Below are 25,562 nucleotides of genomic sequence, written 5' to 3'. Positions count from 1 at the left end.
CGGCTTTGGCGCGGCGCGGCCAGCCGCGATGGGCAAAAGCTGCCGGCCAGCGCGAGACATCCGGCGGTTCTTGCCGTCGAAGCGGCTGCGGTTCTGCGCTAACTCATTGTAATTGCTAGGATCGGCTGTGGCTCGCGGCTTGCTGGAGGGTTGCGGGGCCTTTCGCCCCGTGTTGCGGACGAACCGAATGTCGATTCAGCCACTGACGATTGCCTCTGCGCCCGCCGAGGCCGCCCCGCGCCGCCGCGCTGTCGAGCGCGAGCCGAACGAACGCGAGAGCTTCGTGCTGCCGCAGGACGAACCGGTTCGCGAGGCGCCGGCTGCCCCCCGGGAGCGCCGTGAGGCGAGCGCGGAGGCGGATGCGCCGGTCCGGGACGGGCGGGAGCCCGTCCGCGCCAGCGAGGAGCGCAAGGCGCAAAGCGACGAGGCGAAATCCGCCAAGGCGGAGGAGACCGGCCAGGCGGACGCCTCCAGCGAAGCCACTGCCGACAAGGCGGCGAAGGGCGGGCAGACCGAGCCACAGAAACCCGCCGCCGCGCCGGCCACGGCGCCGAAGCCCGCCTCGGCCACGAAGCCCGATCTCGACGTCGCGGCGCTCGTCACGATCGCGCAGGCCGCCCAGGACGAGACGCCCGCTCAAACAACCGCCGCATTGGCGGCCGCGGTCGTGGCCTCCGGCTCTCATCCTTCGCCTCAGGCGGTCGAGACGGACGGTGCGACCACCGAGACGACCGAAGCTGCGAAGCCGGTCGAGACGAGCGAGGGCGAAGGGACTGTCCCCGCCGCGCTGCCCGACATCATGATGGCCGAGACGGCTCCCGCGGCGCCGGTGCAGCCGCTGCTCGTTCCCGCTCCGGCCACACCGGCTGCGATGCCGGCATCTTCGGCGTCAACGCCTGCTCCTGATGGCGATCCACTGGCCGGCAAGGGCGGCGGCGCTGCCACGGCGCAGGCGGTAGCGGCCATTGCCCCCGGCACAGCTTCGACCGTCGCCGGCGATCCGCAGCAGCCCGTGGCCGGGCAGGCTGCCGGTCCCGAGGTTGCAGGAGCGCCGGCCGCGCGGCCTGCCGCAGACCGCTTCACCGCCGCCTTGGCCCTGACGCCCGATGCGGCGCCGGCCGGCAAGGCGGAGACCGTTCCGACCGGCCTGCCTGGGACCCCCGAGGTTACGCCCAAGGCGGAAGCCCCTGCCGCTCTGCCCACAGCCGCGACGGCCGAGTTCAAGCCGCTGGAGCGGCTCGACCAGGCGCTCGGTGCGATCGACCTGTCCGCGATGACGGCGCAAGGCGCGGCCCGGCCCGATCCGCTGCGCATGCTGGCGATGCCGGATCCGATCCTGGCCCAGACGCCCGCGCAGCCGGGCCATGCGGCCGCCAGCGGCCCGCCGACGCCGCTGCACGTGCTCCCTATCGAGATCGGCCTCAAAGCGCTCTCAGGTGCGCGGCAGTTCGACATCCGGCTCGATCCCGGCGAGCTGGGGCGAGTCGACGTCACCTTGTCGATCTCGGACAAGGGCGAGGTCAGCGCCAGGATGGTGGTGGACCGCGTCGAGACATTGCATCTGCTGCAGCGCGATGCGCGGACGCTGGAGCGCGCCTTCGAACAGGCGGGGCTCAAGCCCTCCGATGGTGGCGTCGATATCTCGCTCCGCGATCCATCCGACCAATCCGGTTTCCGCCAGCCGCGGCAGCAGGACGATACCCCGCAGCGCCGGCGTGGCTCCGCCTCCGGCGCCGAAGCCGGCGACGACATCGCCATCACCGCGCTTTCCGCGCCCCAGGGCCGCTTCGTGCGCCTGGGCGGCGTGGACGTGAGCGTCTGAACCAGGGAGGAGCGTCATGACCGTCTCCAACACCTCGAGCTCGACCTCGAGCACCTCGAGCAGCACCAGCAGTTCCAGCACCGTCTCGGGCGGCGCCGCGATCGCGCAGAATTTCGACCAGTTTCTGACCTTGCTGACGACCCAGCTCAAGAACCAGTCACCGCTCGACCCGCTCGACACCAACCAGTTCACGCAGCAGCTGGTGCAGTTCGCGGGCGTCGAGCAGCAGCTCAAGACCAATGAGACGCTGAGTTCGCTGCTCAGCCTCAATTCGGCCGGCACGGCGACGAGCGCCGTCGGTTTCATCGGTGCGACCATCACCTCCGACGGCGCCACGACGCGTCTCGAGAAGGGCAAGGCCGAATGGCAGGTCAACGTGCCGCGCGGCGGCGTCGCGACGATCACGATCAAGGATTCGAAGGGCAGCGTCGTGCAGACGCAGACCAAGACGCTCGTCGCCGGTGACCAGAAATACACCTGGGACGGCACGACCTCGACGGCGCAAACAGCGGCGGACGGGGAATACACGATCACGATCGATGCCAAGGACACGGCCGGCGCGACCATGACGGCGACGACGAAGATCAGTGGCGTGGTCGACGGCGTCGACTTCACCGGCTCGATCCCGACGCTGAAGATCGGCGCGATCAGTGTCCCGATCGACAAGGTCAAGAGCGTGGTGCGGACGCAGTGAAGCGAATCAGCGATGGCGAAAGCCGTGGGTTTCGCCTTAGGCAAATCTTAAAGCGGTAGCCCTATGCTCGGCACAAGTAGCTCTGTTGAGTTGTGTGAGTGTACCATGACCGAGCCTTTGCGACCGCGGGTGAAATACGTGATCGGACCGGACGGAAGTCCGCTGACGATCGCCGACCTTCCGCCGATGAATACCCGCCGCTGGGTGATCCGGCGCAAGGCCGAGGTCGTCGCCGCGGTGCGCGGCGGCCTCCTGAGCCTCGAAGAAGCCTGCCAGCGCTACACGCTGACAGTGGACGAATTCCTCAGCTGGCAGATGTCGATCGACCAGCACGGCCTCGCGGGGCTGCGCACCACCCGGATCCAGCACTACCGCCAATGATCGCAGCTGACCGCTGCCGGATGCCCCAAGGCGTCGGTCCCCGGACCGGCGCCTTTTTCGTTCCGGCGGCCCTGTCCGGGACAATCTTAACGGCCGCCCGGCAAAAATTAACCAGACGCTAACCACGCACCGGGAAAAACTTGCCTAGTAACCCGCGACCAGGAGCGGGCGGGACGGCTTTGTGAAACGGATAGCGGCGTGAGCGGCATCGTCGAACAGTTCTCGCGTTTTGGAGCGCCGCGCCTGGCGGCGATGCTGGCGGTCACGCTCGCGCTCGTCGGCTTCTTCGCCTTCGTGATGATGCGGATGTCCCAGCCCGCCATGGGCGTCCTGTTTTCCGACCTGAATTCCTCCGATGTCAGCGCCATCCTCAAGGACCTCGACACGCGCGGCGTGAAATATGAGCTGCGCGGCGATGGCCAGACCATCCTGGTCGACAAGACGGTCGTGCCGCGGCTGCGGCTCGACCTCGCCAGCAAGGGCATCCCGGCGGGCGGCGGCGTCGGCTACGAGATCTTCGACAAGGGCGACGCCTTTTCCTCGACCAGCTTCGTCCAGAACATCAACCACATGCGCGCGCTCGAAGGCGAGCTGTCGCGCACGATCCGCTCGATCAGCCGCGTCCAGGCCGCGCGCGTGCACCTCGTGATCCCTGAAAAGCGGCTGTTCGAGCGCGACCGCGAGCCCCCGCGGGCCTCGATCGCGCTCAAGCTGGGAGGCGATCTCGACGCGGCTCAGGTCCGGGCTATCCGCCATCTCGTCTCCTCGGCGGTCGACGGGCTGAAGCCCGAGCGGGTCTCGATCGTCGACGAGCGTGGCCGGCTGCTCGCCGACGGTGCCCAGTCGGAGAACGGCGTGGCCGGGCTCGGCATCGAGGAGCGGCAGGTCGGCATCGAGCGCCGCCTCAAACTGCAGATTGAGGACATCGTCGCCAGCATCGTCGGTCACGGCCGGGCCCGCGTGCAGGTTTCGGCGGCGCTCGACGTCAACCGCATCGAGAGCCGCTCCGAGACCTTCGATCCCGAGAGCCGCGTCGTTCGCTCCAGCCAGAACCGGACCGAGGCGTCGACGACCTCCGAGGGCGGCGGCGCCGTCACCGTCGGTAACGAGCTGCCCGGCGCCCAGCCCGGGCAGGGCGGCAACGCCCCGCGCGACAACTCCCAGAAGAACGAGGAGGTCGTCAATTACGAGATCTCCCGCACGACCCGCACCGAGGTGCTGGAGGGCGGGCGGGTCAAGCGGCTCTCGGTGGCGGTGCTGGTCGACGGCACCTATACGCGCGGCGCCAATGGCGAGGTGACGTATCAGCCGCGCAGCAACGAGGATCTGGAGCGCATCGGCCAGCTCGTGAGGACGGCGGCCGGCTTCGACGAGTCTCGCGGCGACAAGCTCGAGGTCGTCAATCTGCGCTTCGCCGAGGCGCCGCCGACCGCGACCGATCTGGTCGAGCAGAGCCTCATGCAGCAGCTGCTTTCGGTCACGAAGGAGGACGTCATCCGCTTCGCCGAGATCGGCGTGATCGCCCTGCTCACGCTGATCGTGCTGATGGTGGTGGTGCGGCCGCTGCTCAAGCAGATCCTCGCGCCCGATCCCGGCGCCGCCATGCGGGGCGGGCCCATGATCATCCGCAATGGCGTCGCGATGATTCCCGCCGAAACGAACGGCGATCCGGCCGCCTCGCGCGCGCTGCCGGGAGCCGACGGCGATCCGCTCAACGTGGAGCTGCCCTCGGAGCGCATGCTCGCCGTCGCCCAGTTCAAGGGGCAGCTCAAGGCGCAGTCCGTGGAAAAAATCGGTCAGATGGTCTCCCAGAACCCGGCGGACAGCGTCGCGGTGCTGCGGACCTGGATCCACGAAAAAGCCGCGGCATGACGGGGCACTGAGCCATGGCCGAAGCACGTTCCCTCGCCAACCGCGACGGCTCCATCGAAGGCGGTGGCATCGGCGTCACCAATATCGACGAGATGACCGGCCCGCAGCGGGCCGCGGTGATCCTGCTCGTGCTCGGCGAAGAGCACGGCCGGAAGATCTGGTCGGAATTCGACGACGAGGAAATCCGCATCATCACCCGCGCCATGGCAGAACTCGGCACGGTCGATGCCGACGATGTCGAGCGGCTGATGCTGGACTTCGTCGGCAAGCTTTCCAGCGCCGGCGCCGTCACCGGCTCTTTCGACCGCACGATCTCGCTGCTCGAGAAGATCCTGCCGACCGATCAGGTCGCCATGATCATGGAGGAAATCCGCGGTCCCGCCGGCCGCAACATGTGGCAGAAGCTCGGCAATATCGACGCCGTTGTGCTCGCCAACTTCCTCAAGAACGAATATCCGCAGACGATCGCGGTGATCCTCTCCAAGATCCGGCCCGACCATGCCGCCAACGTGCTGCGCAACCTGCCGAACGATCTCTCGATCGAGGTCGTCGGGCGGATGCTGCGGCTGGAATCGGTGCAGAAGGAAGCGCTCGACCATATCGAGAACACGCTGCGTACCGAATTCGTCGCGACCCTGACGCAGACGCGGCGGCGCGATCCCCACGAGATGATGGCCGAGATCTTCAACGGCTTCGACCGGCAGACGGAGATGCGCTTCCTGTCCGCGCTCGACGCCTCCAACCAGGATTCGGCCGCGCGCATCCGGGCGCTGATGTTCACCTTCGAGGATCTCGGCAAGCTCGATCCGGCCGGGCTGCAGACGCTGATGCGCCAGGTCGACAAGGATACGCTGACCCGCGCCCTCAAGGGCGCCAGCGAGGGGATGCGCGACTTCTTCTTCAGCGCGATGTCGCAACGCGCCGTCAAGAACATGCAGGACGACATCCAGAGTCTCGGGCCGCTGCGGCTCAAGGAGGTCGACGAGGCGCAGCAGAAGCTCGTCGCGCTGACCAAGGACCTCGCCGACAAGGGCGAGATCATTCTGTCCAAGGGCAATGCCGAAGACGAGCTGGTCTATTGACGATGAGCAGCGCCACGAAATTCACCTTCGGGACGGATTTCCGCGAAGGCGGCCGCAGGGCGGCCGGCGAGGCCGACATCGCGGCTGCACGAGCCGAGGGTTTCGCGGCGGGGGTCGAGCAGGGGCGGCGTGAGGCCGAGGGGCAGCTCAACGGGCTGGTCGCCCAACTGGCCCGGGCCGCCGAGCGGCTCGTCGCGCAGGAAGCCACCCATGCGGCCGAGGTCGAAGCGCGGGCGGCCTATGTCGCCGTCGTCGCGGCGCGGGCCCTTGCGGGGGCCGCCCTGGGCGAGCGGCCGCTGGCGGCGCTGGAGAACGCGCTGCGCGAGTGCCTCGCCCATGCGCGGCAGGCGCCGCATCTGGTGATGCGGGTGAATGAAGGCGCTGTGGAAACGGCCGAGGCCCTGGTCCGGCGCCTCGCCCAGGAAACCGGCTTCGCCGGGCGCCTCGTGGTGCTGGGCGAGCCCGACATCGCGCCCGGGGACGGGCGCATCGAATGGGCCGAGGGCGGCTTCGTGATCGAAAGGGAGCGGCTCGGACAATTGGTGGATCAGGCCGTGGCGACGGCGTTTCCCGGCTTCCGGCCCCCTGCGGAGTAAGGACGAGCGATGAGCACGGACAACGATCTCAAGCTGCCGCCTCTCAACCCGGCGGATCTCTCCTTCGACCACAACGACAGCTCGGTCGCGCGGTCGGGGCCGGTGCCGGTCAAGACGGCGGAGGATCTCGAACAGGTCTTCGACGTGCCGGTCAACGTCTCGGCCGTGCTCGGCTCCTCGAAGATCGCCGTCGGCGATCTGCTGCAGATCGTGCCGGGCGCCGTGCTGGAACTCGACCGCCGCGTCGGCGAGGCGATCGACATCTTCGTCAACGAGCGTCTGGTGGCACGCGGGGAGGTCGTCGTGGTGGAGGACCGGCTCGGCGTCACCATGACCGAAATCATCAAGGCCGACCGGTAAGGCCCGGTCGACCCGTCACGCAGTCACGCAGGAGGGCTTCAGCCATGCGTCTCATCATCGCCGGCGGTCTCAAGGGACAGCTCATCGCCGCCGCCAAGATCGCGATCGCGCATGGCGCCAATGTCACGCACACCGAGGGGCTGGAGCAGACGCTCGCCGTGCTGCGGTCCAAGGGCGCGGACCTGCTCATGGTCGAGGTTGCGCTGCCGGTGGCGCAATTCGTCGCCTCGCTGGAAGCGGAGCGCATCCGCACGCCGATCGTCGCCTGCGGCACCTCGACCGACGCACGGGCGGCTGTCGCGGCGATCCAGGCCGGGGCGCGCGAATACGTTCCCCTGCCGCCCGATCCCGAGCTGATCGCGGCCGTGCTGGAGGCCGTCGCCGCCGACCAGTCGAGCCTGATCTGGAAAGACCCGGCGATGGAGCGGGTGGTCCAGCTCGCGGGCCAGATCGCGCGTTCGGACGCGCCCGTGCTGGTGACGGGCGAGAGCGGCACCGGCAAGGAGGTGATCGCCCGGCACCTGCATCAGAAGTCGCTGCGCAAGGACAAGCCCTTCGTCGCGGTCAACTGCGCGGCCATCCCCGACAATCTGCTGGAGTCCGAGCTGTTCGGGCATGAAAAGGGCGCCTTCACCGGCGCCATCGCGCGGCGCATCGGCAAATTCGAGGAGGCCAATGGCGGGACGCTGCTGCTCGATGAAATCTCGGAGATGGATGTCCGCCTGCAGGCCAAGCTCCTGCGGGCGCTGCAGGAGCGGATGATCGACCGCGTCGGGGGAACGACGCCGGTCAAGGTCGATCTGCGCATCATCGCCACGTCCAACCGCAATCTCGGCGATGCGGTACGCGAAGGCTCCTTCCGCGAAGACCTGTTCTACCGCCTCAACGTGGTGCATCTGCGGCTGCCGGCGCTCCGCGAGCGCCCTGGCGATATTCTCGCCCTGGCGGATCATTTCGCTCGGAAATATGCCGAGTTGAACGGCATGCCGTTGCGCCCGATCGCGCCCGAGGCGCGCAAGCTGCTGCTCTCGAATGCCTGGCGCGGCAATGTCCGCGAACTGGAGAACACGATCCACCGCGCCGTGCTGCTGGCGCGCGGCGCCGAGATCGGGCCGGAAGCGGTGATGACGCCCGAGGGCGAAACACTAGGCCCAGCTGCAGGCCGCGACCCGGCCGCCCGCGCCGCGCAGACGGCGGAGGCCATGACACGGTCGCTGGTCGGCCACACCGTCGCCGATGTCGAGCGCGAGCTGATCCTCGACACGCTCGACCACTGCCTCGGGAATCGCACCCATGCGGCCAAGATCCTGGGAATCTCAATCCGCACCCTGCGCAACAAGCTGAGCGAGTACAGCTCAGCCGGTATCGCCGTAGCAGAGCCGGGTCAGGCGCGCGTCAGCGCGCTCTGACCCGATCGGGCCTTACCAGTAGCGGCGCCGGTAATAGCGGGGGCGGGCGTAATAGCGCGGGCGGTAATAATAGCGCGGCCGCGGGCGGTAATAGTAGCGCGGCCGGGCGTAATAGCGCGGCCGGCGGCGGTAATAGTAATACTGGCTATAGTCGGCCTCGGCCTTGTCCAGGCCATCCTTGACTTCCGCCGTGACGGCCTCCGCGTCGTTCGCAGGGGCCGGCTCCGGTTTCGCCTCGGGCCGTGTTGCCGGCTGGGTCGCCTCGGCCGCAGCGAGGCCGCCCAGGCTCGCGACGGCCATGCCGCCGATCAGAGACATGATGAACGAACGTCTGTCCACGAGATCCTCCGCAGTGTCTGTCGCCACATCGTCCCCGGCATCCTAGGGCCAAGTCGGCGGTCCGGAATAATGCATTCGAATGATGCATTGTTCCGTTCGGTATCGGTTTCGGTGTCGGGGCTCCGATGGCGCGGTCCGCTTAGTCGGCCGCGTTCAAGGGGCGGGCGATGCTCTCAAGCGGCTGCCGCTCAGCCCGAATGGCGAAGCGGGCCGCGATCGCAGCCACCGCCAGCATGAGCACGGCCCCGAACAGATAACCGCCGAAGACGCTGCCGCGGGAGCCGGTATCGATCAGAAAGCCAAACAGCCAGGGGCCGGCGACGCCGCCCACACCGGTGCCCACCGCGTAGAAAGCGGCGATCGCGAGCGCCCGCATCTCGACCGGGAACGTCTCGCTGACGGTCAGATAGGCCGAACTCGCGGCTGCGGAAGCGAAGAAGAACACGACGCTCCAGCATAGGGTGAGCTGCTGCGCTGTCAGAAGATCGCGCCAGAAGAGATAGCCGGTGCCGGTGAGGAGCAGGCCCGAAAGGGCGTAGGTCACGGCGATCATCGTGCGACGTCCGACCGTGTCGAAGAGCCGCCCGAGGATCAAAGGCCCGAGGAAATTGCCGGCCGCGAAGGGCAGGATGAACCAGCCGATCGACTGCGAGGGAACCTGGTAGAAGTCGGTCAGGATCAGCGCATAGGTGAAGAAGATGGCATTGTAGAAGAAGGCCTGCGCGACCATCAGCGCCAGCCCGACCAGTGCGCGCGGGCGATGGACGACGAAGAGCACGTGAAAGACCTCGCGCAGCGGCGTCACCGCGCGGGGCCGCAAATGGGTCAGCGGGAGCGATTCCTGCGGATCATGGCGGATGCCGGCGCGAGCCTCGATCGCCGCGACGATGGCTTCGGCCTCCTGCGTCCGGCCATGGCCGATGAGCCAGCGCGGGCTTTCGGGGATCCACTGCCGCAGCACGAGGATGATCAGCCCCAGCGCCGAGCCGATGAAAAAGGCAAGCCGCCAGCCGAGCTCGGGATCGATCACGGCGGGGTCGAGGAGAATGATCGCGCCCACGGCGCCCAGGGCCGCGCCGACCCAGAAGGACCCATTGATGACAAGGTCGACCCAACCGCGGACGCGTGCGGGGACGAGTTCCTGAATGGTCGAGTTGATGGCCGTGTATTCGCCGCCGATGCCCATGCCGGTGAAGAAGCGGAAGACGATGAAGCTCCAGAAGTTCCAGGAGAAGGCGGTGGCTGCGGTCGCGGCGAGATAGACCAGCAGGGTGACGGTGAAGAGCTTCTTGCGACCGAGCCTGTCGGTCAGCCAGCCGAAGAAGAGCGCGCCGATGACGGCTCCGGCGAGATAGGCGGCTCCCGCCATTCCGACCTCGGTATTGCTGAAGCGCAGGACGGGGCTGTCCTTCAGCGCCCCGGAGACCGAGCCCGCGAGAGTGACTTCCAGCCCGTCGAGAATCCAGGTCACGCCGAGGGCGACGACGACGAGCGTATGAAAGGGCGACCAGGGCAGGCGGTCGAGGCGGGCGGGGATCGCGGTGGCGACCACGCCGGGTGCTGGCGCCGGAGTCGCGACGGGCTCTGCCATGCCAAGGGACCTCCGGCTCCGCGGTCTGAAAACGCTGCCTCACGCAAAAGGGCGGCGGCCCAAGCCGCCGCCCCCGAGAATATCGCTCAGCGCACAATGACGCGGCGGCGGACGACCACCGGCCTGCGATAGCGGCGCGGACGGCGACGCACGATCACGCGCTCACGCACCACGACCGGCCGACGCGGACGGCGCACGACGCGCTCGCGCACGACGACCTGGCTGAAATCGGCGTCGGTCTTGTCCAGGGCCGCCTTGGTCGCGGCATCCAGATCACCGGCCTTGACCGGCATCTCACCCTCAGCAGCCTGTGCGAGGGCAATACCGCCGACGCTGGCCGCGGCAATGCCGCCGAACAGGCTCAACACGAATGAACGTCTATCCAAGGTCGTTCTCCAGTAGCTGTGGCTTTTCGAAAAAGCCCGGTCATCCACCCCGGTTCCAGTGGGCGGGCGGAATGGGGCCGCAGCGCGGCCATTCGATAACGGTCTGTTCAGGAAAGGGTTCCGGAAGGAACTAATCCGGTCTTCTTAACCACTCGTTCACCCTATGCCCGGCAAGAATTGCCGGGTGCGTGCGCAGTTCGGCGCGGGGAGCAGGCTGGTCGATGACGGATGTGACCACGGCAGCAGCGGCAGGCGGTGGCTTCGAGATGAGCCGCGGGGGGATGGGGAAGCTCCTCAACCGCCCGGACCTGTTCCTGGCGATCGGCGTCATGGGCATCCTCGTGGTGCTCATCTTCCCGTTGCCGAGCCTACTGCTCGACATGCTGCTGGCGCTCTCGATCATCCTGTCGGTGCTCGTGCTGATGACGGCGCTGTTCATCGAGGAACCGCTGGAGTTCTCGGCTTTCCCGACGGTGCTGCTGATCGTCACCATGCTCCGGCTGGCCCTGAATCTCGCCTCGACGCGTCTGATCCTCGCCCATGGGCATGAGGGCAGCGCGGCGGCCGGCCACGTCATCGAGGCCTTTGGCAATTTCGTGATGGGCGGCAATTTCGTGATCGGGGTGATCGTCTTCACCATCCTGATCATCGTGAACTTCGTCGTTATCACGAAGGGCTCGGGGCGCATCGCCGAGGTCGCGGCCCGTTTCGCGCTCGACGCGATGCCCGGCAAGCAGATGGCGATCGACGCCGATCTCTCGGCGGGGCTGATCGACCAGGAGGTCGCCAAGACCCGTCGCAAGGCGCTCGAGGACGAGGCCAACTTCTTCGGCTCGATGGACGGTGCCTCGAAATTCGTGCGCGGCGACGCCATCGCCGGCCTGCTGATCACCTTCATCAACGTTCTGGGCGGCATCATCATCGGCGTCGCGCAGCAGGGCATGGGCTTCGGCGACGCCGCCCGCGCCTATACGCAGCTGACCGTCGGCGACGGCCTCGTCAGCCAGATCCCGGCGCTCATCGTCTCGACCGCCGCGGGCCTGCTCGTGTCGAAATCCGGCGTGCGCGGCGCGGCCGACAAGGCGCTCGGCAAGCAGCTCTCCGGCTATCCGAAGGCGCTCGGCATGTCGGCGGCGGTGATGGCGCTGATCGCGATCCTCCCCGGCATCCCGATGCTGCCTTTCCTGGTGCTGGCGCTGGCCGCCGCCTGGCTAGCCCGCCATTTCGGGCAGATCGCCAAGGCCAAGGAGGCGGAGGACGCCGATGCGGCCCAGGCGGCCTCGCCGCTGCAGGCGGACGGAACGCCGAAGGAGGAGACGCTCAACGACCTGCTCAAGCTCGACGAGCTGAAGATCGAGATCGGCTACGGGCTGCTGCCGCTGGTCAATTCGGCCGGCGGGCAGGACCGGCTGACCGACCAGGTCCGGGCGCTGCGCCGCCAGCTTGCCGCCGAACTCGGCTTCGTCATGCCGGCCGTGCGCATCGTCGACAACGTCCAGCTCGAGGCGAACCACTACTTCATCAAGATCAAGGAGATCGATGCCGGGCACGGCATCGTCTATGCCGGCCAGTACATGGCGATGGACCCGATGGGCGGCAGCGTGAACCTGCCCGGCCACAACGTGCTGGAGCCGACCTTCGGCCTGCCGGCGACCTGGATCGACGGTGCGCTGCAGGACGAGGCGCAGCTGCGCGGCTACACGGTGGTCGACGCCGCGACGGTGATCTCGACGCATCTCACCGAGGTGCTGAAGTCGCACATGCCGGAGCTGCTCTCGCATGGCGAGGTGCAGAAGCTGCTGCGCGAGCTGCCCAAGGACCATGCCGATCTCATCAAGGAGATCGTGCCGAGCCAGATCTCGACCACCGGCATTCAGCGCGTGCTGCAGCTCCTGCTCTCCGAACGCATCTCGATCCGGGACCTCGCCACCATCGTGGAGGGCATCGCTGAGGCTGCGGGCGGGCTCAAGAACCCGCGCGACATCGCCGAGCATGTCCGCATGCGGCTCTCGCGCCAGATCTGCGCGCAGTTCTCGAACGGGCAGGGCCTGCTGCCGATCATCACGCTCTCGCCGGCCTGGGAGAGCGTTTTCGCCGAGTCCATCATCGGCCAGGGCGAGGATCGCCATCTCGCCATGCAGCCCTCGCGGCTGCAGGAGTTCGTCCATCAGGTGCGCGACAAGTTCGAGGATGCGGCGCGCATGGGCGAGATGCCGGCGCTCGTCACCTCCGGCATGGCGCGGCCCTTCGTGCGCCAGATCATCGAGCGCTTCCGGCGCGAGACGCCGGTGCTCTCGCAGGCCGAGATCCATCCGCGCGTGCGGCTGAAGACAGTCGGCACCGTCTGAGCAGGCACCGGCGCCGCCGGTTTCCACGGGGCGCCGATGCCGGCGGTGCAATGGTGGGGCCGGCGGGCCTCGCCTAAGACGGCTGGGCATGTCGCGCAACGCCGCCCTCTTCGCCCTGCTCTGCCTCGTCTGGGGGCTGACCTTCCTGCCGGTCAGGATCGCCTCCGCGCACACCTCGCCTTTGCTGCTCGCCGCGGCCCGCTTCGTCATCGCCGGAGGGCTGCTGCTGCTCTGGGCCGGGCGGGATGCGGGCCGGGTTCCGCCCGCCGCCTGGCCGCGGCTGATCGGCACGGCGCTGCTGGTCAACACCGCCAATTACGCCTTCCTGTTCTGGGGCGCGGCCCATGCCCCCTCCGGCCTCTCGGCCATCGTCAACATGGCGACGATCCCGATCTGGACGCTGATCGCGGTGCGGCTGATCGAAGGCGAGGCGATCACTGGGCGGCGGCTGCTGGCGATCGCGCTCGGGACGGCGGGGCTCGGCTTCCTCTTCGGGCAGCGCCTCTCCGGCGGAGTGGGCTCGGGTGACGCGCTGGAGGCCTGGGGGCTGGCCTCGGTCGCCTTCGGAACGCTGTGCTACTGCATCGGCGCGGTGCTGAGCCGGCCGATTGTGGGGACGATGCCGACGCTGACGCTGACGCTGGCGAGCTGGCAGACGGCGATCGGCGCGGCCGGGCTGATCGTCGTGACGCTGGTGCTGGAGCCGGTCGGCACCGCCGAACTCGCGGGTTTGCTGGCCTGGCCCGTGGCGCCGGCGCTCGCCTTCCTGGTCGGGGCTGGCTCGCTGATCGGCTTCACCATCTTCATCCGGTTGCTGCGCGACTGGGGCGCCTTCGGAGCCGGGCTCTACGCCTTCGTCAGCCCGGTGATCGCGGTGATCGCCGGCGTGTTGCTGCTCGACGAGCCCTTCGGCCGCAGCGAGGCGATCGGCGCGGCGCTGATGTTCGCGGCCGCCGCGATCGCACTCCGACGCTGACGGGCATTGTCGCGCATCGGATGGCTCCGAAAACCGGGTCCCGACTTTAGGGGCGGTGCTAGGGCGGTGGGGCGATGCGGGTGTTTCGCCGGAGCTGGGCCCGCTCGAAGGCCAGCACCACCGGCAGCGACACGACCAGCGGGATGATGAGATAGAACATCCGCCAGATCAGCAGCGCGGCGAAGACGGCCGGCGCCGGCATGCCGGGCATCACCGCCAGAAACACCGCCTCCATCACGCCGACTCCGCCCGGGACCTGGCTGAGCAGCCCGGCCGAGAAGGAGAGCAGGAAGGCGCCGAGCACGATCATGAAGCCCGGATTGCCCTGCTCCGGCAACGCGAAATAGATGATGCCGGCAGCGCCGGCGAGTTCGAGCGGGGCGGCGAGATATTGCCGGAAGACGATCGGCAGGCGCGGATAGATGATCTCGAGCTTGCCGAGGCGCAGCGGCCGGAATTTCAGCCAAGAGCCGATCGTGTAAAGCGCGACGAAGCCGAGCATGGCGACGCCGATCAGCCGCGCGCCATTGTCGCCGATCGCGAACCAGGAGGAGAGCCGGCCGAGCGGGCGCAGGATCTCGGGCTCGTAGAGCAGGACGAGGCCCATCAGCAGGATCGTCCCGAAGGCGAAGGTGAAGGAGCAGAGCGCGACCAGCACCGCGACCTCGCCCGCGGTCAGCCCCTTGGCCGTATAGGCGCGGAAGCGCACCATGCCGCCGGAGAACACAGAGGCGCCGATGTTGTGGGAGAGGGCGTAGGTGACGAAGGAGCAGACCGAGATGTAGAGCCAGGAGATGCCCTTCTCCTTGCCGAGATGGAGCAGGGCGATGCGGTCGTACCAGGCGAGGGCCGCATAGGCGACGAGGGTCGCGAGCGCAGCGTGGAAGAAGGCGTCGGTCGGGATCACCGCGATCTTCTGGCCGATGCGGCTGGCGACGATGCGCAGATTGTCCCAGAAACTGCCCTGGGCGAGCAGCGCCTCGATGGCGGCATCCGTCCCGGCCTCGGCCTTGAGCTTGTCCCAGAGCAGATCGACGGACCAGACGACCGCGACGAGCCCGATGATCGGCCAGAGGTAATCCAGATATCGCTTCATGGGACCCGCGGGCTGCGAGGGCGTGGAGATCGGCGCAAACGGCGCAGCGGGGAGCCGTGCGTGCAGCCTCTGTGCCAGCGAGGCGGAGGAAGGGCAAGCGGCGTCGCCGCCGCCTGCCGGGTCGTCGATGGCTATTTGCCGTTGGCCTTGAGCCAGTCGCGCATCATCGCGATCTCTTTCTCCTGATCGGCGATGATGCTGGTCGCGAGCTTCTTCAGCGCCGGGTCCTTGCCATGGGCGAGCATGACCCTGGCCATGTCGATGGCGCCCTGGTGATGCGGGATCATGCCGCGCACGAAATCGGCGTCGGCATCGCCGGTGAAGGCGATGTCCATGTCCTTGTGCATCTTCGCATTGGCGGCCTTGTAGGCGGTGGTCGCTGCGCTGTCGCCCGCCTTCGCGGCGGGCGCGCCGTGGCCGCCATGGGAGCCGTGGCCCTGATGCTGCTGGGCCAGCGCCGTGCCGCCGAGCGCGAGCGCAGCGACGAGCCCGAGGGCGAGGCGGGTGGAAACGGAAACGGTCATGAGTGGTCCTCGATGAAGACGGGAGGCCGCGGCGGCCCGCAGGCCCGGCGCGCGGCTCCCTGCAAACGAAAAAGGGTGGAAGGGTTCAGGCCGGCCTGCGCCGCGGCGGGCGCTCGGCCGGCTCGGGCGTGCGCTCGGGCTTCGCGGCCACCGTCACGGGGGCAAGGCTGCGCCAGCCGGCCGGATCGCTGGCGCCGGGCAGGGCAGGGGCCTGGGCCAGGAGCCCGCAGCCGAGAATGCAGCAGGAGGGCATGGCGTGGCCGGGCGCGGCCGGCGCGGTGTCGTGATGGCCGGCCTCCTCATGGCAGGGCGTCGGCCCCGCGGCAGCTGGGTGTGGCTCGGTGTGGAAAGCCGCCGGGGCGGCATGGCCCGCGGCCAGCGTCGCATGAGGCAGCACGGCGAGCAGCATAATCGCGAGCGCGACCACGAGCCGCGCCAGCGCGAGGCCGCGCCCGCCTGTCCCTGCCCGCTGATGCCGCTTCGCCATGAGGTGATGTCTCCGCCCCGATCATGTCATGATCGGGGCAGGGCGCCAGCCGAATCCGGTTGGCCGCCGAATGCCGATTCACCGATCAGGCCGACATGACCCAGACCCTGACCATCAGCCTCACCGGCACCACCGACCTGCCGCCCGGCAAGATCGCCGCCATCGTCACCTCGCTGGAGATGTTCGCGCGCCCGCCCGAGCGGCCCGATCCGCCGGGGCTGGAAGGGTTTGCGCTGGAGCGGATCGGCGCGGACGAACTGGACCGCTATCTCGCCATGTACCGGCGGCTGGGCGAGAGCTGGATGTGGTTCAGCCGGCTGGTCAAGCCCCGCGGCGAGGTCGCGGCCATCCTCGGCGACGCGAATGTCGAGACCTACATGGTCCGCCGCGAGGGCGCCGATCACGGCCTGCTCGAACTGGATTTCCGGGTGGCGGGCGAGGCGGAGCTCGCCTTCTTCGGCCTCGACGAGGCGGTGGTGGGCAAAGGCGCCGGTCGTTGGCTGATGAACCGGGCGCTGGCGCTGGCCTGGGCCAAGCCGATCGGGCGCTTCTGGGTCCACACCTGCACGCTCGACCACCCCTCCGCGCCGGAATTCTACCAGCGCTCGGGGTTTACGGTGTTCAAGCGCGGCGTCGAGGTCGATGACGACCCGCGGCTCAAGGGGCAGATGCGGCCGGATTGCGCGCCGCATCACCCGGTGATCGGGTAGGGGGCGGCGGGGAAATGGCGATGGGCCAGCTTTCGACCCGTAGCCGGCATTCACCATTCACTGTTGACCAGCGCCATCGCTGCGGGTGGCGGAGTGGGGGCCTAGTAGCGATGATAATGGCACTCAATCCAGCCCAATATGGGCCCATTTGCCCATCCTGAAGTGTGATGGTCTTGGGCTGTGCAACGATGCGGTTTAATGCGTCGCATGCGGCGTCGATGAGACGGGATCAGTCAATGATGCTTTCAGCGTACTTGCGGAAGAGTAGATTGGTTTGCGTCGCCCTGCCGGCAGCTTTGGCAATGGCCGCGAGTTTCTCCGCATTCGATGCTAGCGCCAATGAGTCTGCGCTAACAATCAAGGTCGAGATTAACGGGCGAATGCTGTATTTTCCGGCGCATTGGGCCGGCTGGATTGAGATGGGTGGCGCACAGCCAACATATGACAATCGGAACCCGCGAAGCGATGTAATTTATCGAACAACATCTATGGTTCAAAGCAACAGAGCGACTCGGGCTTGGAACGAAGGCCGCGTGTTCTGGAATACCGATCTCTGGCCTGATTTCAGATTCAGTCTTCTAGAGATTAACATAAACCATGCCGAGCCGCTCAACCAGTCCTTGACCGAGGCGTTTCCAGACGGGTGGTGGCCTTTGCCATCACACGTCGATCCGACCCGCGAAGGTGTAGGACGTATTTCGTGCGACCGCGAACCAAGCACAATGCGCTTTGAACGCGGCACCTATGCGTATCTCGGCTGCGGGGTCAGCCGCCGCGTCGCTGATGGGTTGGGCATCCGCTATCGGTGGAACCGCCTCGAAGTCGGCGAACAAAATGAGCGCGAGCAGGATCGGCGCGTGCAGCGCCTTGTGGAATGGCTGCTGACGCCTCCGGATAGACGCATGGCACGCCCAATCGATTGATCAGGGGCCGCTTTCGACCCGTGGTTGCCTTGGTTTCGTGACGCGCGCCACCCCTTAAGCCCAACAATAAAGGCCCGCCGGACGTCCCGGCGGGCCTTTCAAATTCACACCCTCAACCGCCGCTCACGCCCTCGGGCGCAGGCCGATCGAGTCCATCATCGCCTGGTCGCGGGCGGCTTCGGCGGCGCGCTCGGTCGCCTTTTCGCGGTCGTCGAGGATCTCGACCTTCTTCATGTCCTCGAAGGCCTCCTGGAGTTCGGCCTTGGCCTCCTCGAGCTGGCCCTTCAGATTGTCGGCGGACTGGCGGAGATTGTCGCGGCGGCCCAGCGCCGCCTTGGCATAGGTCGGGTAGGCGAAATGGGCGGGGTCGGAGATGCCGGCCCGGGCTTCCTCGCTCTGGATCTCGCGATCCAGATCGCTCGCCATGCGGTGGAAATCCGCGATCATCATCTCGATCTGGCTTACCCGGCGGCGCTTTTCGTCCACCTGGAAGCGCTTGAGACGCAGCAATGTGTCTCGCGACTTCATGTCGTTTCCAACTCCTGATCACGCATGGGGCGCGCGCCGACCCCTCGGCGCCCGCCCGGAACTCCTGCCGCGAGACAAAAAGCACAATGGCGCAAGGAGGTTGACCGTTCCTTACCGGAAAGCCTCGCATTCGCTGCATGGCCAGCGTGCGCGCCCGCTGCTGACGCAGGGCGGCGGCAGGGGATAGTAGCGGGGTCTCCGGGGCGCTCCCCGCGCCCGCCTCTGCCCCCGGGATCGCCCGCCTTGCCCGCCCTTCCGCGCCTTCCCGAGCATAGCCTGCTGATCGGCGGCCTCGTCGTCACCCGCATCATCGGCTGGGGCACGACCTTCTATGCGCTTTCGGTGGTGGCGCGCGACATCGAGCGCGATCTCGCCCTCGACGTCACCACCGTCTTCGGCGGCATCACGCTGCTGCTCCTGACGGGGGCGGCGCTGGCGCCGGCGATCGGCCGCCATCTCGACCGGGCCGGAACCCGCGGCGCGATGTGCCTCGGCGCGCTGTTCTGCGCGCTCGGACTCGCCCTGCTCGGTTTCGCGCAAGGGCTCGTCAGCTATCTCGCGAGCTGGGTCGTGATCGGCATCGGCCATGCCTTCTCGCTGGCCAATGTCGGCGGCGTCACCATCGCGCATCTGGTCGGCCCGCGGGCGCGGCGGGTGATCGGGCTGATGATGCTGGCGACGGGCCTGTCCTCGACCGTGTTCTGGCCGCTCACCGCCGCCCTCTCCGCCAGCTTCGGCTGGCGGACGACCTGGCTGGTCTTCGCGACGCTGCAGATCCTGATCGTGCTGCCGATCTATGCCACTGTTCCCCGCTATCGGCAGGGTGCGGCCGAGGCCGCGGCGCCGGCGGCCAACGCGGCCCGCGCGGACGAGGCGCGCGTCGCGCCGCCTGATCGGCGCACGGCCTTCTGGCTCGTCGCGGCGATCTTCTCCGCCAGCGGGCTCGTCTCCTGGGGCCTGCCGCTGCATCTGATCGATCTCTTGCGCAATGCGGGGATCGGCGCGACCGAGGCTGTCGCCATCGCGGCGCTGAGTGGGCCGGCGACGCTGCTGGCGCGGCTCGTCGACGCCGTGCTGGGCGAGCGGCTGCCGGTGGAGCGCACGGCGTTTGCAGGGTTGGTGCTCGGCCCGCTCGCCTGCCTGATGCTGGTGCTGCTGCCAGGTACGTCGCTGGTCGCGAGCGGCTTCGTGCTCTGCTTCAGCGCCGCGATGGGCGTGATCTCGGTGGCCCGGGCGACGCTGCCGCTCGCGCTGTTCGGCCGCCAGGCCTATGGCACGCTGATGGGAAGGCTGACGGTGCCGCAGAATCTCGCCTTCGCGGCGGCGCCGCTGCTCTTCGCCGCGATGATCGAGCATCTCGGGCGCGACAAGGCGCTGGTCGCCGCTGCCGCGATCCAGGCGCTCGGCGTCGTGGCGATGCTGCTGCTGTTCCGGCTGCTCGCGGGCGGCCGCGGCCTCAGCCGTTCATGATCGCGGCGAGCCTCGCATAGCATTCGGGCAGCGGCGTCGCGTCGTCCTTGGCCTGCTTGAGAAAGCCCTCGAGCGCGGGGTTCAGCCGGATCGCCTCGTCGACCTCGGCCGAGGCGCCCTGGCGATAGGCGCCGAGGCGGATCAGCTCCTCCATGTCCGCATAGGTCGCGAGTGTGGCGCGGGCCTTCTGCACGACCGGATAGAAGGCCGGGTCGCAGGAGCGCGGCATGGTGCGCGAGACGGATTTCAGGATGTTGATCGCCGGGAAGCGGCCGCGCTCGGCGATGGAGCGCTCCATCACGATATGCCCGTCGAGGATGCCGCGCACGGCGTCGGCCACCGGCTCGTCATGGTCGCCGCCATCGACGAGGACGGTGAAGAGCCCGGTGATGGCGCCGTCGCCGACGCCTGGGCCGGCGCGCTCGAGCAGGCGCGGCAGTTCGGCGAAGACGGTCGGCGTATATCCCTTCGTGGTCGGTGGTTCGCCGGCGGCGAGCCCGATCTCGCGCATCGCCATGGCGAAGCGCGTGACCGAATCCATCAGGCACATGACCTGCCGGCCCTGGTCGCGGAAATACTCCGAGAGGGTCAGGGTCGTCAGCGCGGCCTGCTTGCGCATGAGGGCCGGCTCGTCGGAGGTCGCGACGACGACGACCGAGCGCGCGAGGCCTTCGGGGCCGAGATCGTCCTGCAGGAACTCCTGCACCTCGCGGCCGCGCTCGCCGACGAGGCCGATGACGTTGACGTCGGCGCGGGCATAGCGCGCGAGCATCGACAGCAGCACCGATTTGCCGACGCCGGAGCCGGCGAAGATGCCCATGCGCTGGCCGAGGCAGCAGGTCAGGAAGGCGTTGAGCGCGCGCACGCCGAGATCGAGCGGTCGGCCGACACGTCGTCGCGAATGCGCCGGCGGCGGGTCGTTGCGGAAGGTGTAGAGTTCCTCGCCCTGCGGCAGAGGCGGCCCGCCATCGACCGGGCGCCCGAGCGCATCGACGACGCGGCCGAGCCAGGCCGGCGTGGGCTTGAGGCCCGGCGCCGCCTTGTCGATATAGACCGGGCAGCCGCGGCGCACCCCGTCGAGCCCGCCGAAGGGCATGACCAAGGCGCGGTCGCCCGAGAAGCCGATGACCTCACAGGGCACGCGGCTGCCGGGCGCGATCTCGATGCCGACGCGCCCGCCGAGGCTCATCGCCCCGATCGGCCCCGCCACCTCGACCAGCAGTCCGCGCACGGCGTTGACGCGACCATAGACGATGACGGGATCGAGCGCCGCGATCGCGGCGGCGAGCCCGGAGAGCCGATCCTGTCCATGGGCGGGGCTGTTCATGCGCGTCCCGGTTAATCTCTCGCCGGACTGGCGGCAACCGCTGCGCCGTCCGGTGACGGTCGGATGCGGCGCATCCGATGAGGAGGATTTGAATCGGATTGTCTGTGGAAACACAACCACGTGGAAAGGGGCGGGCTCCTAGGCCGGGCGGGTCTCACACCGGACCGGCCGATGATCCTCGCGCTCGCCTTGTTCACACTCGGGGCCTGTGCCGGGCTCTTTCCCGACGGGACCTATCGCGCGCTGCTGCTGATGCTCGCGATCCTGCTGCTGTTCGCTTCCTGGGTGCTGTTGGGCGAGGTCGACATCTTCGGCTTCTTTGTCCTGGGCGGCCATCTGCTGGCGCTGGGCTCCGGCTACCTCACGGGACTTTATTACCAAAGCCGGTCCTGACAGCGGCGTCTTGCTCTCCTCGCCCGCCATGAAACCGCGCCAGGCCTGTGCGAAACCTTGCAAGCGACGGGATGCGTTTACCCTTCATTAAGCCGGCCGATTAACACTGTGTTTCGAGACCGCGTCACGCCGAGTGAGCCTTTCCGGCCCGACGTGCGGCACGGTCTCCGCGAAAGCGACTTTCGCGGGCGAACAGCGTCACGATCCGTGTCAAATTCGACTCACCTCGACAAGGATCGGCGGCGTTCTCCCAGGAAGCGCTTGCGCACGGGAATCACGGTTTGTTAACCATTTCCTCGTAGCGTGTCGCGTGGCGTTTCAACGGGCAAGTACGTCGTCGTCCTGAGCCGTGGGGGTTCGGACGAGAAGAGCGGTCAGCTTGCCTGCGGGCGAAATTGGGGACGTGGACATGCGGGTTCTGCTCATCGAGGACGATAGCGCGACCGCCCAGTCGATCGAGCTGATGCTCAAATCCGAGAGCTTCAACGTCTATACGACGGATCTCGGCGAAGAGGGCGTCGATCTCGGCAAGCTCTACGATTACGACATCATCCTCCTCGACCTGAACCTGCCCGACATGTCCGGCTACGAGGTTCTCCGCAGCCTGCGCGTCGCGAAGGTCAAGACACCGATCCTGATCCTCTCCGGCCTCGCCGGCATCGAGGACAAGGTGAAGGGCCTCGGCTTCGGCGCCGACGACTACCTGACCAAGCCGTTCCACAAGGACGAGCTGGTCGCTCGCATCCACGCCATCGTCCGCCGTTCGAAGGGCCACGCCCAGTCGGTGATCACGACGGGCGATCTCGTCGTCAACCTCGACACCAAGACCGTCGAGGTGGATTCCGCCCGCGTCCACCTGACCGGCAAGGAATACCAGATGCTGGAGCTGCTCTCGCTCCGCAAGGGCACGACGCTGACCAAGGAAATGTTCCTGAACCACCTTTATGGCGGCATGGACGAGCCCGAGCTGAAGATCATCGACGTCTTCATCTGCAAGCTCCGCAAGAAGCTCGCCAACGCTTCGGACGGCAAGAACTACATCGAGACGGTCTGGGGCCGCGGCTATGTGCTGCGCGAGCCCTCCGAGAACGAGGAACGCATTCCGGCCTGACCGCCGTCACAAGGCGGTCACGAAACGCCTCCATGTTAGACCCAGCCTGGTCGTCGGATGTACACGACAGGCTGACGGGGACCCCGCCGGAAGGCGGGGTTTTTGTTTGTCGGTGTCAAGAAAGGGCGGCTATCGCGGGGCCCGCGACGCCCTCAGTGGCGCAGGCCGACTGCGGCGCGGATGGGTTCCAGCGGGAGGCCGAGACCTGCCGGCTGGGCATGGACCGAATGCTGGCCGCGATAGACGCCACGGTGCTGGCGGTCCGGCACGATCGATGTCGAGATCCCGATCACTGTTTCGGCCGCGCCGAGCAGCAGTGCGCCCTGCGGCAGCAAGCGAGGCGCCAGGCCGTCCAGGACTCTGGCCTTGGTCGGGACGTCGAAATAGATCAGCACGTTGCGACAGAAAATGACATCGAACTGGCCGAGATGGCCGCTCGGCTCGAGCAGATTATGCTGGCGGAGCTCGACCATGCCGCGCAGCTTCTCCGAAATCCGCCATTTGTCGCCTTCCTGGTAGAAGTGCTTCAGCAGCATTTGGATCGGCAGGCCGCGCTGGATCTCGAACTGGCTGTAGAGCCCCTTGCGGGCCCGGTCCAGCACCTCGCCGGAGATGTCGGTGCCCACGATCTGGATTTTCCAGCCCGCGAGGCGCGGCGCCATCTCGTCCAGGATCATGGCGATCGAATAGGCCTCCTGGCCGGTGGAGACGGCAGCGCACCAGATGCGCAGGGAGCGGTGGCCCGCATTCGCCTCGAGCCGCTCGGGCAGGATCACGTCGCGGAACAGCTCGAAGGGCGTGTGATCGCGGAAGAACAGGGTCTCGTTGGTCGTCATCGCCTCGACGACGGCATGCTCGAGCGTGGGGTCCGCCCCGAAGCGCAGGGCCTGGATGAGCTGCGCGAGACCCTCGATGCCGCGTCGGCGGCAGAGGATGCCGAGACGGCTTTCGGCCAGATAGCGCTTGTCCGGGCTCAGTGCGAGGCCGGAGCGGAGAAGCAAGAGCTGCCGCAGGAAGGCGAAATCGGCTTCCGTCATAAGGGCTGCCCCGTCTTCACGAGGCTACGGATGGCGGGGCCGATATCGTCGAGCGGGATCACGGCGGAGGCCTGCTGGGCTCGAACGACGGAGCCGGGCATGCCCCAGATCGTGCTGCTCTGCTCGTCCTGTGCGATGACGGCGGCGCCCGCACGGCGCAGCGCCCCGGCGCCCTCCGTGCCGTCCGAGCCCATGCCTGTCAGCACGAGCCCCAGAGCGGCCGAGCCGAGATGGCGTGCGGCATCGTTGAAGAGCACATCCACCGCCGGCCGGCAGAAGCGGACCGGTGGGCCGTCGCCGATCGCGGCGGTGATGTGGCCGAGGCGCCGGTCGATGCCGAGATGGCGGCCGCCCGGCGCGATATAGATCGTGCCGCGGACAAGGCGTTCGCCGTCGAAGGGCTCGCGCGCCGGGATGCCGATATAGCTCGCGATCTGCTCGGCGAAGGAGGCCGTGAAGACGGGCGGCATGTGCTGAACCACGACCGTCGTCAGGTCATGCAGGGCGTCGCCGATGTCGAAGAGTACCCGCGCCACGGCGCGCGGGCCGCCGGTGGAGGCGCCGATGACGAGGTAGCGCGGGACGGTGGAGACGAATTGGCGCAGGCTCGTCGGCGCGGCCGGCGCGAAGTCGACCTCGTGCTCGAAGGGCAGGGCTCCGGGGCGCAACCTCGCCTGCGCGACATTGCCGAGTTTCAGCAGGAACTCGCTGCGGAAGTCGAGGGAGAGAGTCAGGCCGCTGCGACTGTCAGGCTTCGAGACGACGTCCATCGCGCCCTTGGTCATGCATTCCAGCGCGATGCGCGTGTTGCGCTCATTCAGTGTCGTGGCGAGCAGCACACCGGTATGCGGGCTTTCCTTGAGAATCTGCGGCAGGGCGGTCGCGCCGTCGACGCCCGGCATATCGAGATCGAGCACCATGACGTCGGGCTTGAAGCGCCCGGCATGTGCCACCGCCGTCTCGCCGTCGCCCGCCACGGCGACGAGGTGAAACTGGCCGCTTTCCCCGAGCCAGCGTGCGAACAGCCCGCGCACGACGACCGAGTCGTCGGCGATTACCACCGTCTTGTGGCGGCCGGGCGGCTGCAGGCCCATGGGGGACAGCTTGTTCATCCGACAGCCTCCGGATGCGTCGCGTCACCCCGGCGCGGGGCGGCGGCCATCATCTTCTCAGGCTGTCGCGAATGGCTCAAAGCAGTCCGACCTGGTGGAATTTGGAGGCGACGATCTCCTTGTCGAACGGCTTCATGATGTATTCGTCGGCCCCGGCATGCATCGCCCGCGCGATATGGGCGATGTCGTTCTCGGTCGTGCAGAAGACGACCTTCGGGCGGCGCCCGCCCGGCATCTGGCGCAGTGTGCGCAGGAAGTCGTAGCCGTCCATGATCGGCATGTTCCAGTCGAGCAGCACGGCATCGGGCATCTCGCCCTTGCAGGCGTCGATGGCACGGGCGCCGTCCTCGGCTTCCGCGATGCGGAACTGCAGGCCTTCGAGGATGCGCCGCGCGACCTTGCGGATCACCGCGGAGTCGTCAACGACGAGACAGTATTTCATGGCGGGTCTCCAAATCGGTGCGGTGGCGCTTCAGGCCGCCGCGTCCAGCTCGATTGCGAGGATGGCATCGACGTCGAGAACGACGAGAAGCCGGTCTTCGAGGCGGTGAACGCCGGTGGCCAGCGCGGCCCAGCCCCGGTCGAGATGCACGGGAACGGGCTCGAAGGTCGACTGGTCCAAGCGCATCACCTCTCCCACGGCATCGACGATGAGGGCGTAGGCCTCGCCCTCGTGGTCGATTCCGACCGCGACGAGTTCCTGTTTGCCCTCGCGATCTTGCCTGAAGGTGACCGGGCGCCCCAGCCGCCGCCGGAGGCAGACGGCGGTGACGATGCGCCCGCGCAGATTGAGGAGACCGATGATTTCCTTGGGTGCGCGCGGCACCACCGTGATGCGGTTGGTGATGAAGACGTCATGGACGCGCCCGATCGGCAGCCCGAGGAGCTGGTCGCCGATGCGCACCGTCACATAGTCGAGCGAGTCAAAGGCCGTCACCGACGGCTCCGCCGGGTTGCGCGCGTCCTCGCGTTCCGGGGTTTCGTTCCG

The 25,562-nt window shown here is 67.9% G+C and carries 27 protein-coding genes; 15 read left to right on the top strand and 12 right to left on the bottom strand.

The annotated features are described in order from the left end of the window. The first annotated feature begins 187 nt into the window (after positions 1–187). The 8 genes from ACFPN9_RS01815 to flbD all read left to right on the top strand — a co-directional run bounded on the left by ACFPN9_RS01815 (position 188) and on the right by flbD (position 8,216). Positions 188–1,822, top strand: coding sequence for a flagellar hook-length control protein FliK (locus tag ACFPN9_RS01815; protein ID WP_066734286.1), 1,635 nt, complete (start codon positions 188–190; stop codon positions 1,820–1,822). 16 nt (positions 1,823–1,838) lie between these two features. Beyond that, entirely contained in the window at positions 1,839–2,516 is a 678-nt protein-coding gene (locus ACFPN9_RS01810; RefSeq protein ID WP_066734288.1) for a flagellar hook assembly protein FlgD, read from the top strand. A 105-nt stretch (positions 2,517–2,621) separates the two neighbouring features. Next, the gene (gene sciP, locus ACFPN9_RS01805) at positions 2,622–2,897 is read left to right on the top strand and encodes a CtrA inhibitor SciP (RefSeq protein WP_038359348.1); all 276 of its coding nucleotides are present in this window, start codon (positions 2,622–2,624) and stop codon (positions 2,895–2,897) included. 198 nt (positions 2,898–3,095) lie between these two features. After that, the gene (fliF, locus tag ACFPN9_RS01800; protein WP_082735401.1) at positions 3,096–4,769 is read left to right on the top strand and encodes a flagellar basal-body MS-ring/collar protein FliF; all 1,674 of its coding nucleotides are present in this window, start codon (positions 3,096–3,098) and stop codon (positions 4,767–4,769) included. Between the two features lie 92 nt (positions 4,770–4,861). Then, positions 4,862–5,851: a flagellar motor switch protein FliG gene (fliG, locus tag ACFPN9_RS01795; protein ID WP_066734332.1), complete on the top strand. Its 990-nt coding sequence runs from the start codon at positions 4,862–4,864 to the stop codon at positions 5,849–5,851. A gap of 2 nt (positions 5,852–5,853) precedes the next feature. After that, positions 5,854–6,447 carry a FliH/SctL family protein gene (locus ACFPN9_RS01790; RefSeq protein ID WP_082735402.1) on the top strand — a complete coding sequence of 198 codons (594 nt, stop codon included), beginning with the start codon at positions 5,854–5,856 and terminating at the stop codon, positions 6,445–6,447. A gap of 9 nt (positions 6,448–6,456) precedes the next feature. Beyond that, a complete protein-coding gene (gene fliN, locus ACFPN9_RS01785) occupies positions 6,457–6,807 on the top strand; it encodes a flagellar motor switch protein FliN (protein WP_066734291.1) in 351 nt (116 codons plus the stop codon). Positions 6,808–6,851: 44 nt separating this feature from the next. Further along, positions 6,852–8,216, top strand: coding sequence for a sigma-54-dependent transcriptional regulator FlbD (flbD, locus tag ACFPN9_RS01780; protein ID WP_066734294.1), 1,365 nt, complete (start codon positions 6,852–6,854; stop codon positions 8,214–8,216). 12 nt (positions 8,217–8,228) lie between these two features. Here flbD and ACFPN9_RS01775 read toward each other — a convergent pair whose 3' ends face one another. From ACFPN9_RS01775 to ACFPN9_RS01765, 3 genes are all read right to left on the bottom strand, one after another. Continuing rightward, complete coding sequence (locus ACFPN9_RS01775; RefSeq protein WP_197431925.1) at positions 8,229–8,555, bottom strand: hypothetical protein; 327 nt, start codon at positions 8,553–8,555, stop codon at positions 8,229–8,231. Positions 8,556–8,694: 139 nt separating this feature from the next. Next, positions 8,695–10,146 carry an MFS transporter gene (locus tag ACFPN9_RS01770; protein WP_066734301.1) on the bottom strand — a complete coding sequence of 484 codons (1,452 nt, stop codon included), beginning with the start codon at positions 10,144–10,146 and terminating at the stop codon, positions 8,695–8,697. Positions 10,147–10,232: 86 nt separating this feature from the next. Next, positions 10,233–10,511: a hypothetical protein gene (locus ACFPN9_RS01765; protein ID WP_066734312.1), complete on the bottom strand. Its 279-nt coding sequence runs from the start codon at positions 10,509–10,511 to the stop codon at positions 10,233–10,235. A 242-nt stretch (positions 10,512–10,753) separates the two neighbouring features. Here ACFPN9_RS01765 and flhA point away from each other — a divergent pair, with 242 nt between their 5' ends. Further along, the gene (flhA, locus tag ACFPN9_RS01760) at positions 10,754–12,880 is read left to right on the top strand and encodes a flagellar biosynthesis protein FlhA (protein ID WP_066734315.1); all 2,127 of its coding nucleotides are present in this window, start codon (positions 10,754–10,756) and stop codon (positions 12,878–12,880) included. Positions 12,881–12,968: 88 nt separating this feature from the next. Beyond that, entirely contained in the window at positions 12,969–13,856 is an 888-nt protein-coding gene (locus tag ACFPN9_RS01755; RefSeq protein ID WP_377815069.1) for a DMT family transporter, read from the top strand. 58 nt (positions 13,857–13,914) lie between these two features. On the opposite strand, the gene ACFPN9_RS01750 is transcribed toward ACFPN9_RS01755, so the two are convergent. The 3 genes from ACFPN9_RS01750 to ACFPN9_RS01740 all read right to left on the bottom strand — a co-directional run bounded on the left by ACFPN9_RS01750 (position 13,915) and on the right by ACFPN9_RS01740 (position 15,963). Further along, entirely contained in the window at positions 13,915–14,952 is a 1,038-nt protein-coding gene (locus ACFPN9_RS01750; RefSeq protein WP_066734320.1) for a lysylphosphatidylglycerol synthase transmembrane domain-containing protein, read from the bottom strand. A gap of 131 nt (positions 14,953–15,083) precedes the next feature. Then, positions 15,084–15,476 (bottom strand): CopM family metallochaperone, encoded by a 393-nt coding sequence (gene copM, locus ACFPN9_RS01745; protein WP_066734323.1) that lies wholly within the window; start codon positions 15,474–15,476, stop codon positions 15,084–15,086. Positions 15,477–15,561: 85 nt separating this feature from the next. Then, positions 15,562–15,963, bottom strand: coding sequence for a hypothetical protein (locus ACFPN9_RS01740; protein WP_066734328.1), 402 nt, complete (start codon positions 15,961–15,963; stop codon positions 15,562–15,564). A gap of 95 nt (positions 15,964–16,058) precedes the next feature. Here ACFPN9_RS01740 and ACFPN9_RS01735 point away from each other — a divergent pair, with 95 nt between their 5' ends. Then, positions 16,059–16,673 (top strand): GNAT family N-acetyltransferase, encoded by a 615-nt coding sequence (locus ACFPN9_RS01735; RefSeq protein ID WP_377815066.1) that lies wholly within the window; start codon positions 16,059–16,061, stop codon positions 16,671–16,673. A gap of 236 nt (positions 16,674–16,909) precedes the next feature. Continuing rightward, positions 16,910–17,596, top strand: a complete 687-nt coding sequence (locus tag ACFPN9_RS01730; RefSeq protein WP_156450008.1) for a hypothetical protein — start codon at positions 16,910–16,912, stop codon at positions 17,594–17,596. Positions 17,597–17,719: 123 nt separating this feature from the next. Here ACFPN9_RS01730 and fliJ read toward each other — a convergent pair whose 3' ends face one another. Then, positions 17,720–18,124, bottom strand: coding sequence for a flagellar export protein FliJ (fliJ, locus tag ACFPN9_RS01725; protein WP_066720298.1), 405 nt, complete (start codon positions 18,122–18,124; stop codon positions 17,720–17,722). A gap of 243 nt (positions 18,125–18,367) precedes the next feature. On the opposite strand from fliJ, the gene ACFPN9_RS01720 reads away from it, so the two are divergent. Beyond that, positions 18,368–19,594 carry an MFS transporter gene (locus ACFPN9_RS01720; protein ID WP_066720303.1) on the top strand — a complete coding sequence of 409 codons (1,227 nt, stop codon included), beginning with the start codon at positions 18,368–18,370 and terminating at the stop codon, positions 19,592–19,594. Here ACFPN9_RS01720 and fliI read toward each other — a convergent pair. Beyond that, positions 19,581–20,921 carry a flagellar protein export ATPase FliI gene (fliI, locus tag ACFPN9_RS01715; RefSeq protein WP_066720306.1) on the bottom strand — a complete coding sequence of 447 codons (1,341 nt, stop codon included), beginning with the start codon at positions 20,919–20,921 and terminating at the stop codon, positions 19,581–19,583. The two genes, ACFPN9_RS01720 and fliI, sit on opposite strands and share 14 nt — an antisense overlap. 171 nt (positions 20,922–21,092) lie before the next feature. On the opposite strand from fliI, the gene ACFPN9_RS01710 reads away from it, so the two are divergent. Next, on the top strand, positions 21,093–21,314 hold the full coding sequence (locus tag ACFPN9_RS01710) for a hypothetical protein (protein ID WP_066720309.1): 222 nt from the start codon (positions 21,093–21,095) through the stop codon (positions 21,312–21,314). Positions 21,315–21,723: 409 nt separating this feature from the next. Continuing rightward, complete coding sequence (ctrA, locus tag ACFPN9_RS01705) at positions 21,724–22,425, top strand: response regulator transcription factor CtrA (protein WP_066720312.1); 702 nt, start codon at positions 21,724–21,726, stop codon at positions 22,423–22,425. 152 nt (positions 22,426–22,577) lie between these two features. Here the strand turns inward: ctrA and ACFPN9_RS01700 are convergent, their stop codons facing one another. The 4 genes from ACFPN9_RS01700 to ACFPN9_RS01685 all read right to left on the bottom strand — a co-directional run bounded on the left by ACFPN9_RS01700 (position 22,578) and on the right by ACFPN9_RS01685 (position 25,511). Then, positions 22,578–23,462, bottom strand: a complete 885-nt coding sequence (locus tag ACFPN9_RS01700) for a CheR family methyltransferase (protein ID WP_066720315.1) — start codon at positions 23,460–23,462, stop codon at positions 22,578–22,580. Further along, positions 23,459–24,574, bottom strand: coding sequence for a chemotaxis-specific protein-glutamate methyltransferase CheB (gene cheB, locus ACFPN9_RS01695; RefSeq protein WP_066720318.1), 1,116 nt, complete (start codon positions 24,572–24,574; stop codon positions 23,459–23,461). Before cheB ends, ACFPN9_RS01700 begins: the two co-directional genes overlap by 4 nt. Before the next feature lie 76 nt (positions 24,575–24,650). Beyond that, positions 24,651–25,016, bottom strand: a complete 366-nt coding sequence (locus ACFPN9_RS01690) for a response regulator (protein ID WP_066613758.1) — start codon at positions 25,014–25,016, stop codon at positions 24,651–24,653. Positions 25,017–25,046: 30 nt separating this feature from the next. After that, entirely contained in the window at positions 25,047–25,511 is a 465-nt protein-coding gene (locus tag ACFPN9_RS01685) for a chemotaxis protein CheW (protein ID WP_066720385.1), read from the bottom strand. Positions 25,512–25,562: the final 51 nt, after the last annotated feature.

This window comes from Allobosea massiliensis (assembly GCF_042655245.1).
In the GTDB taxonomy this organism is placed as follows: Bacteria; Pseudomonadota; Alphaproteobacteria; order Rhizobiales; family Beijerinckiaceae; genus Allobosea; species Allobosea massiliensis.
Note: the sequence above shows the minus strand (reverse complement) of the source record. Positions and strands in the feature narration are given on the sequence as shown.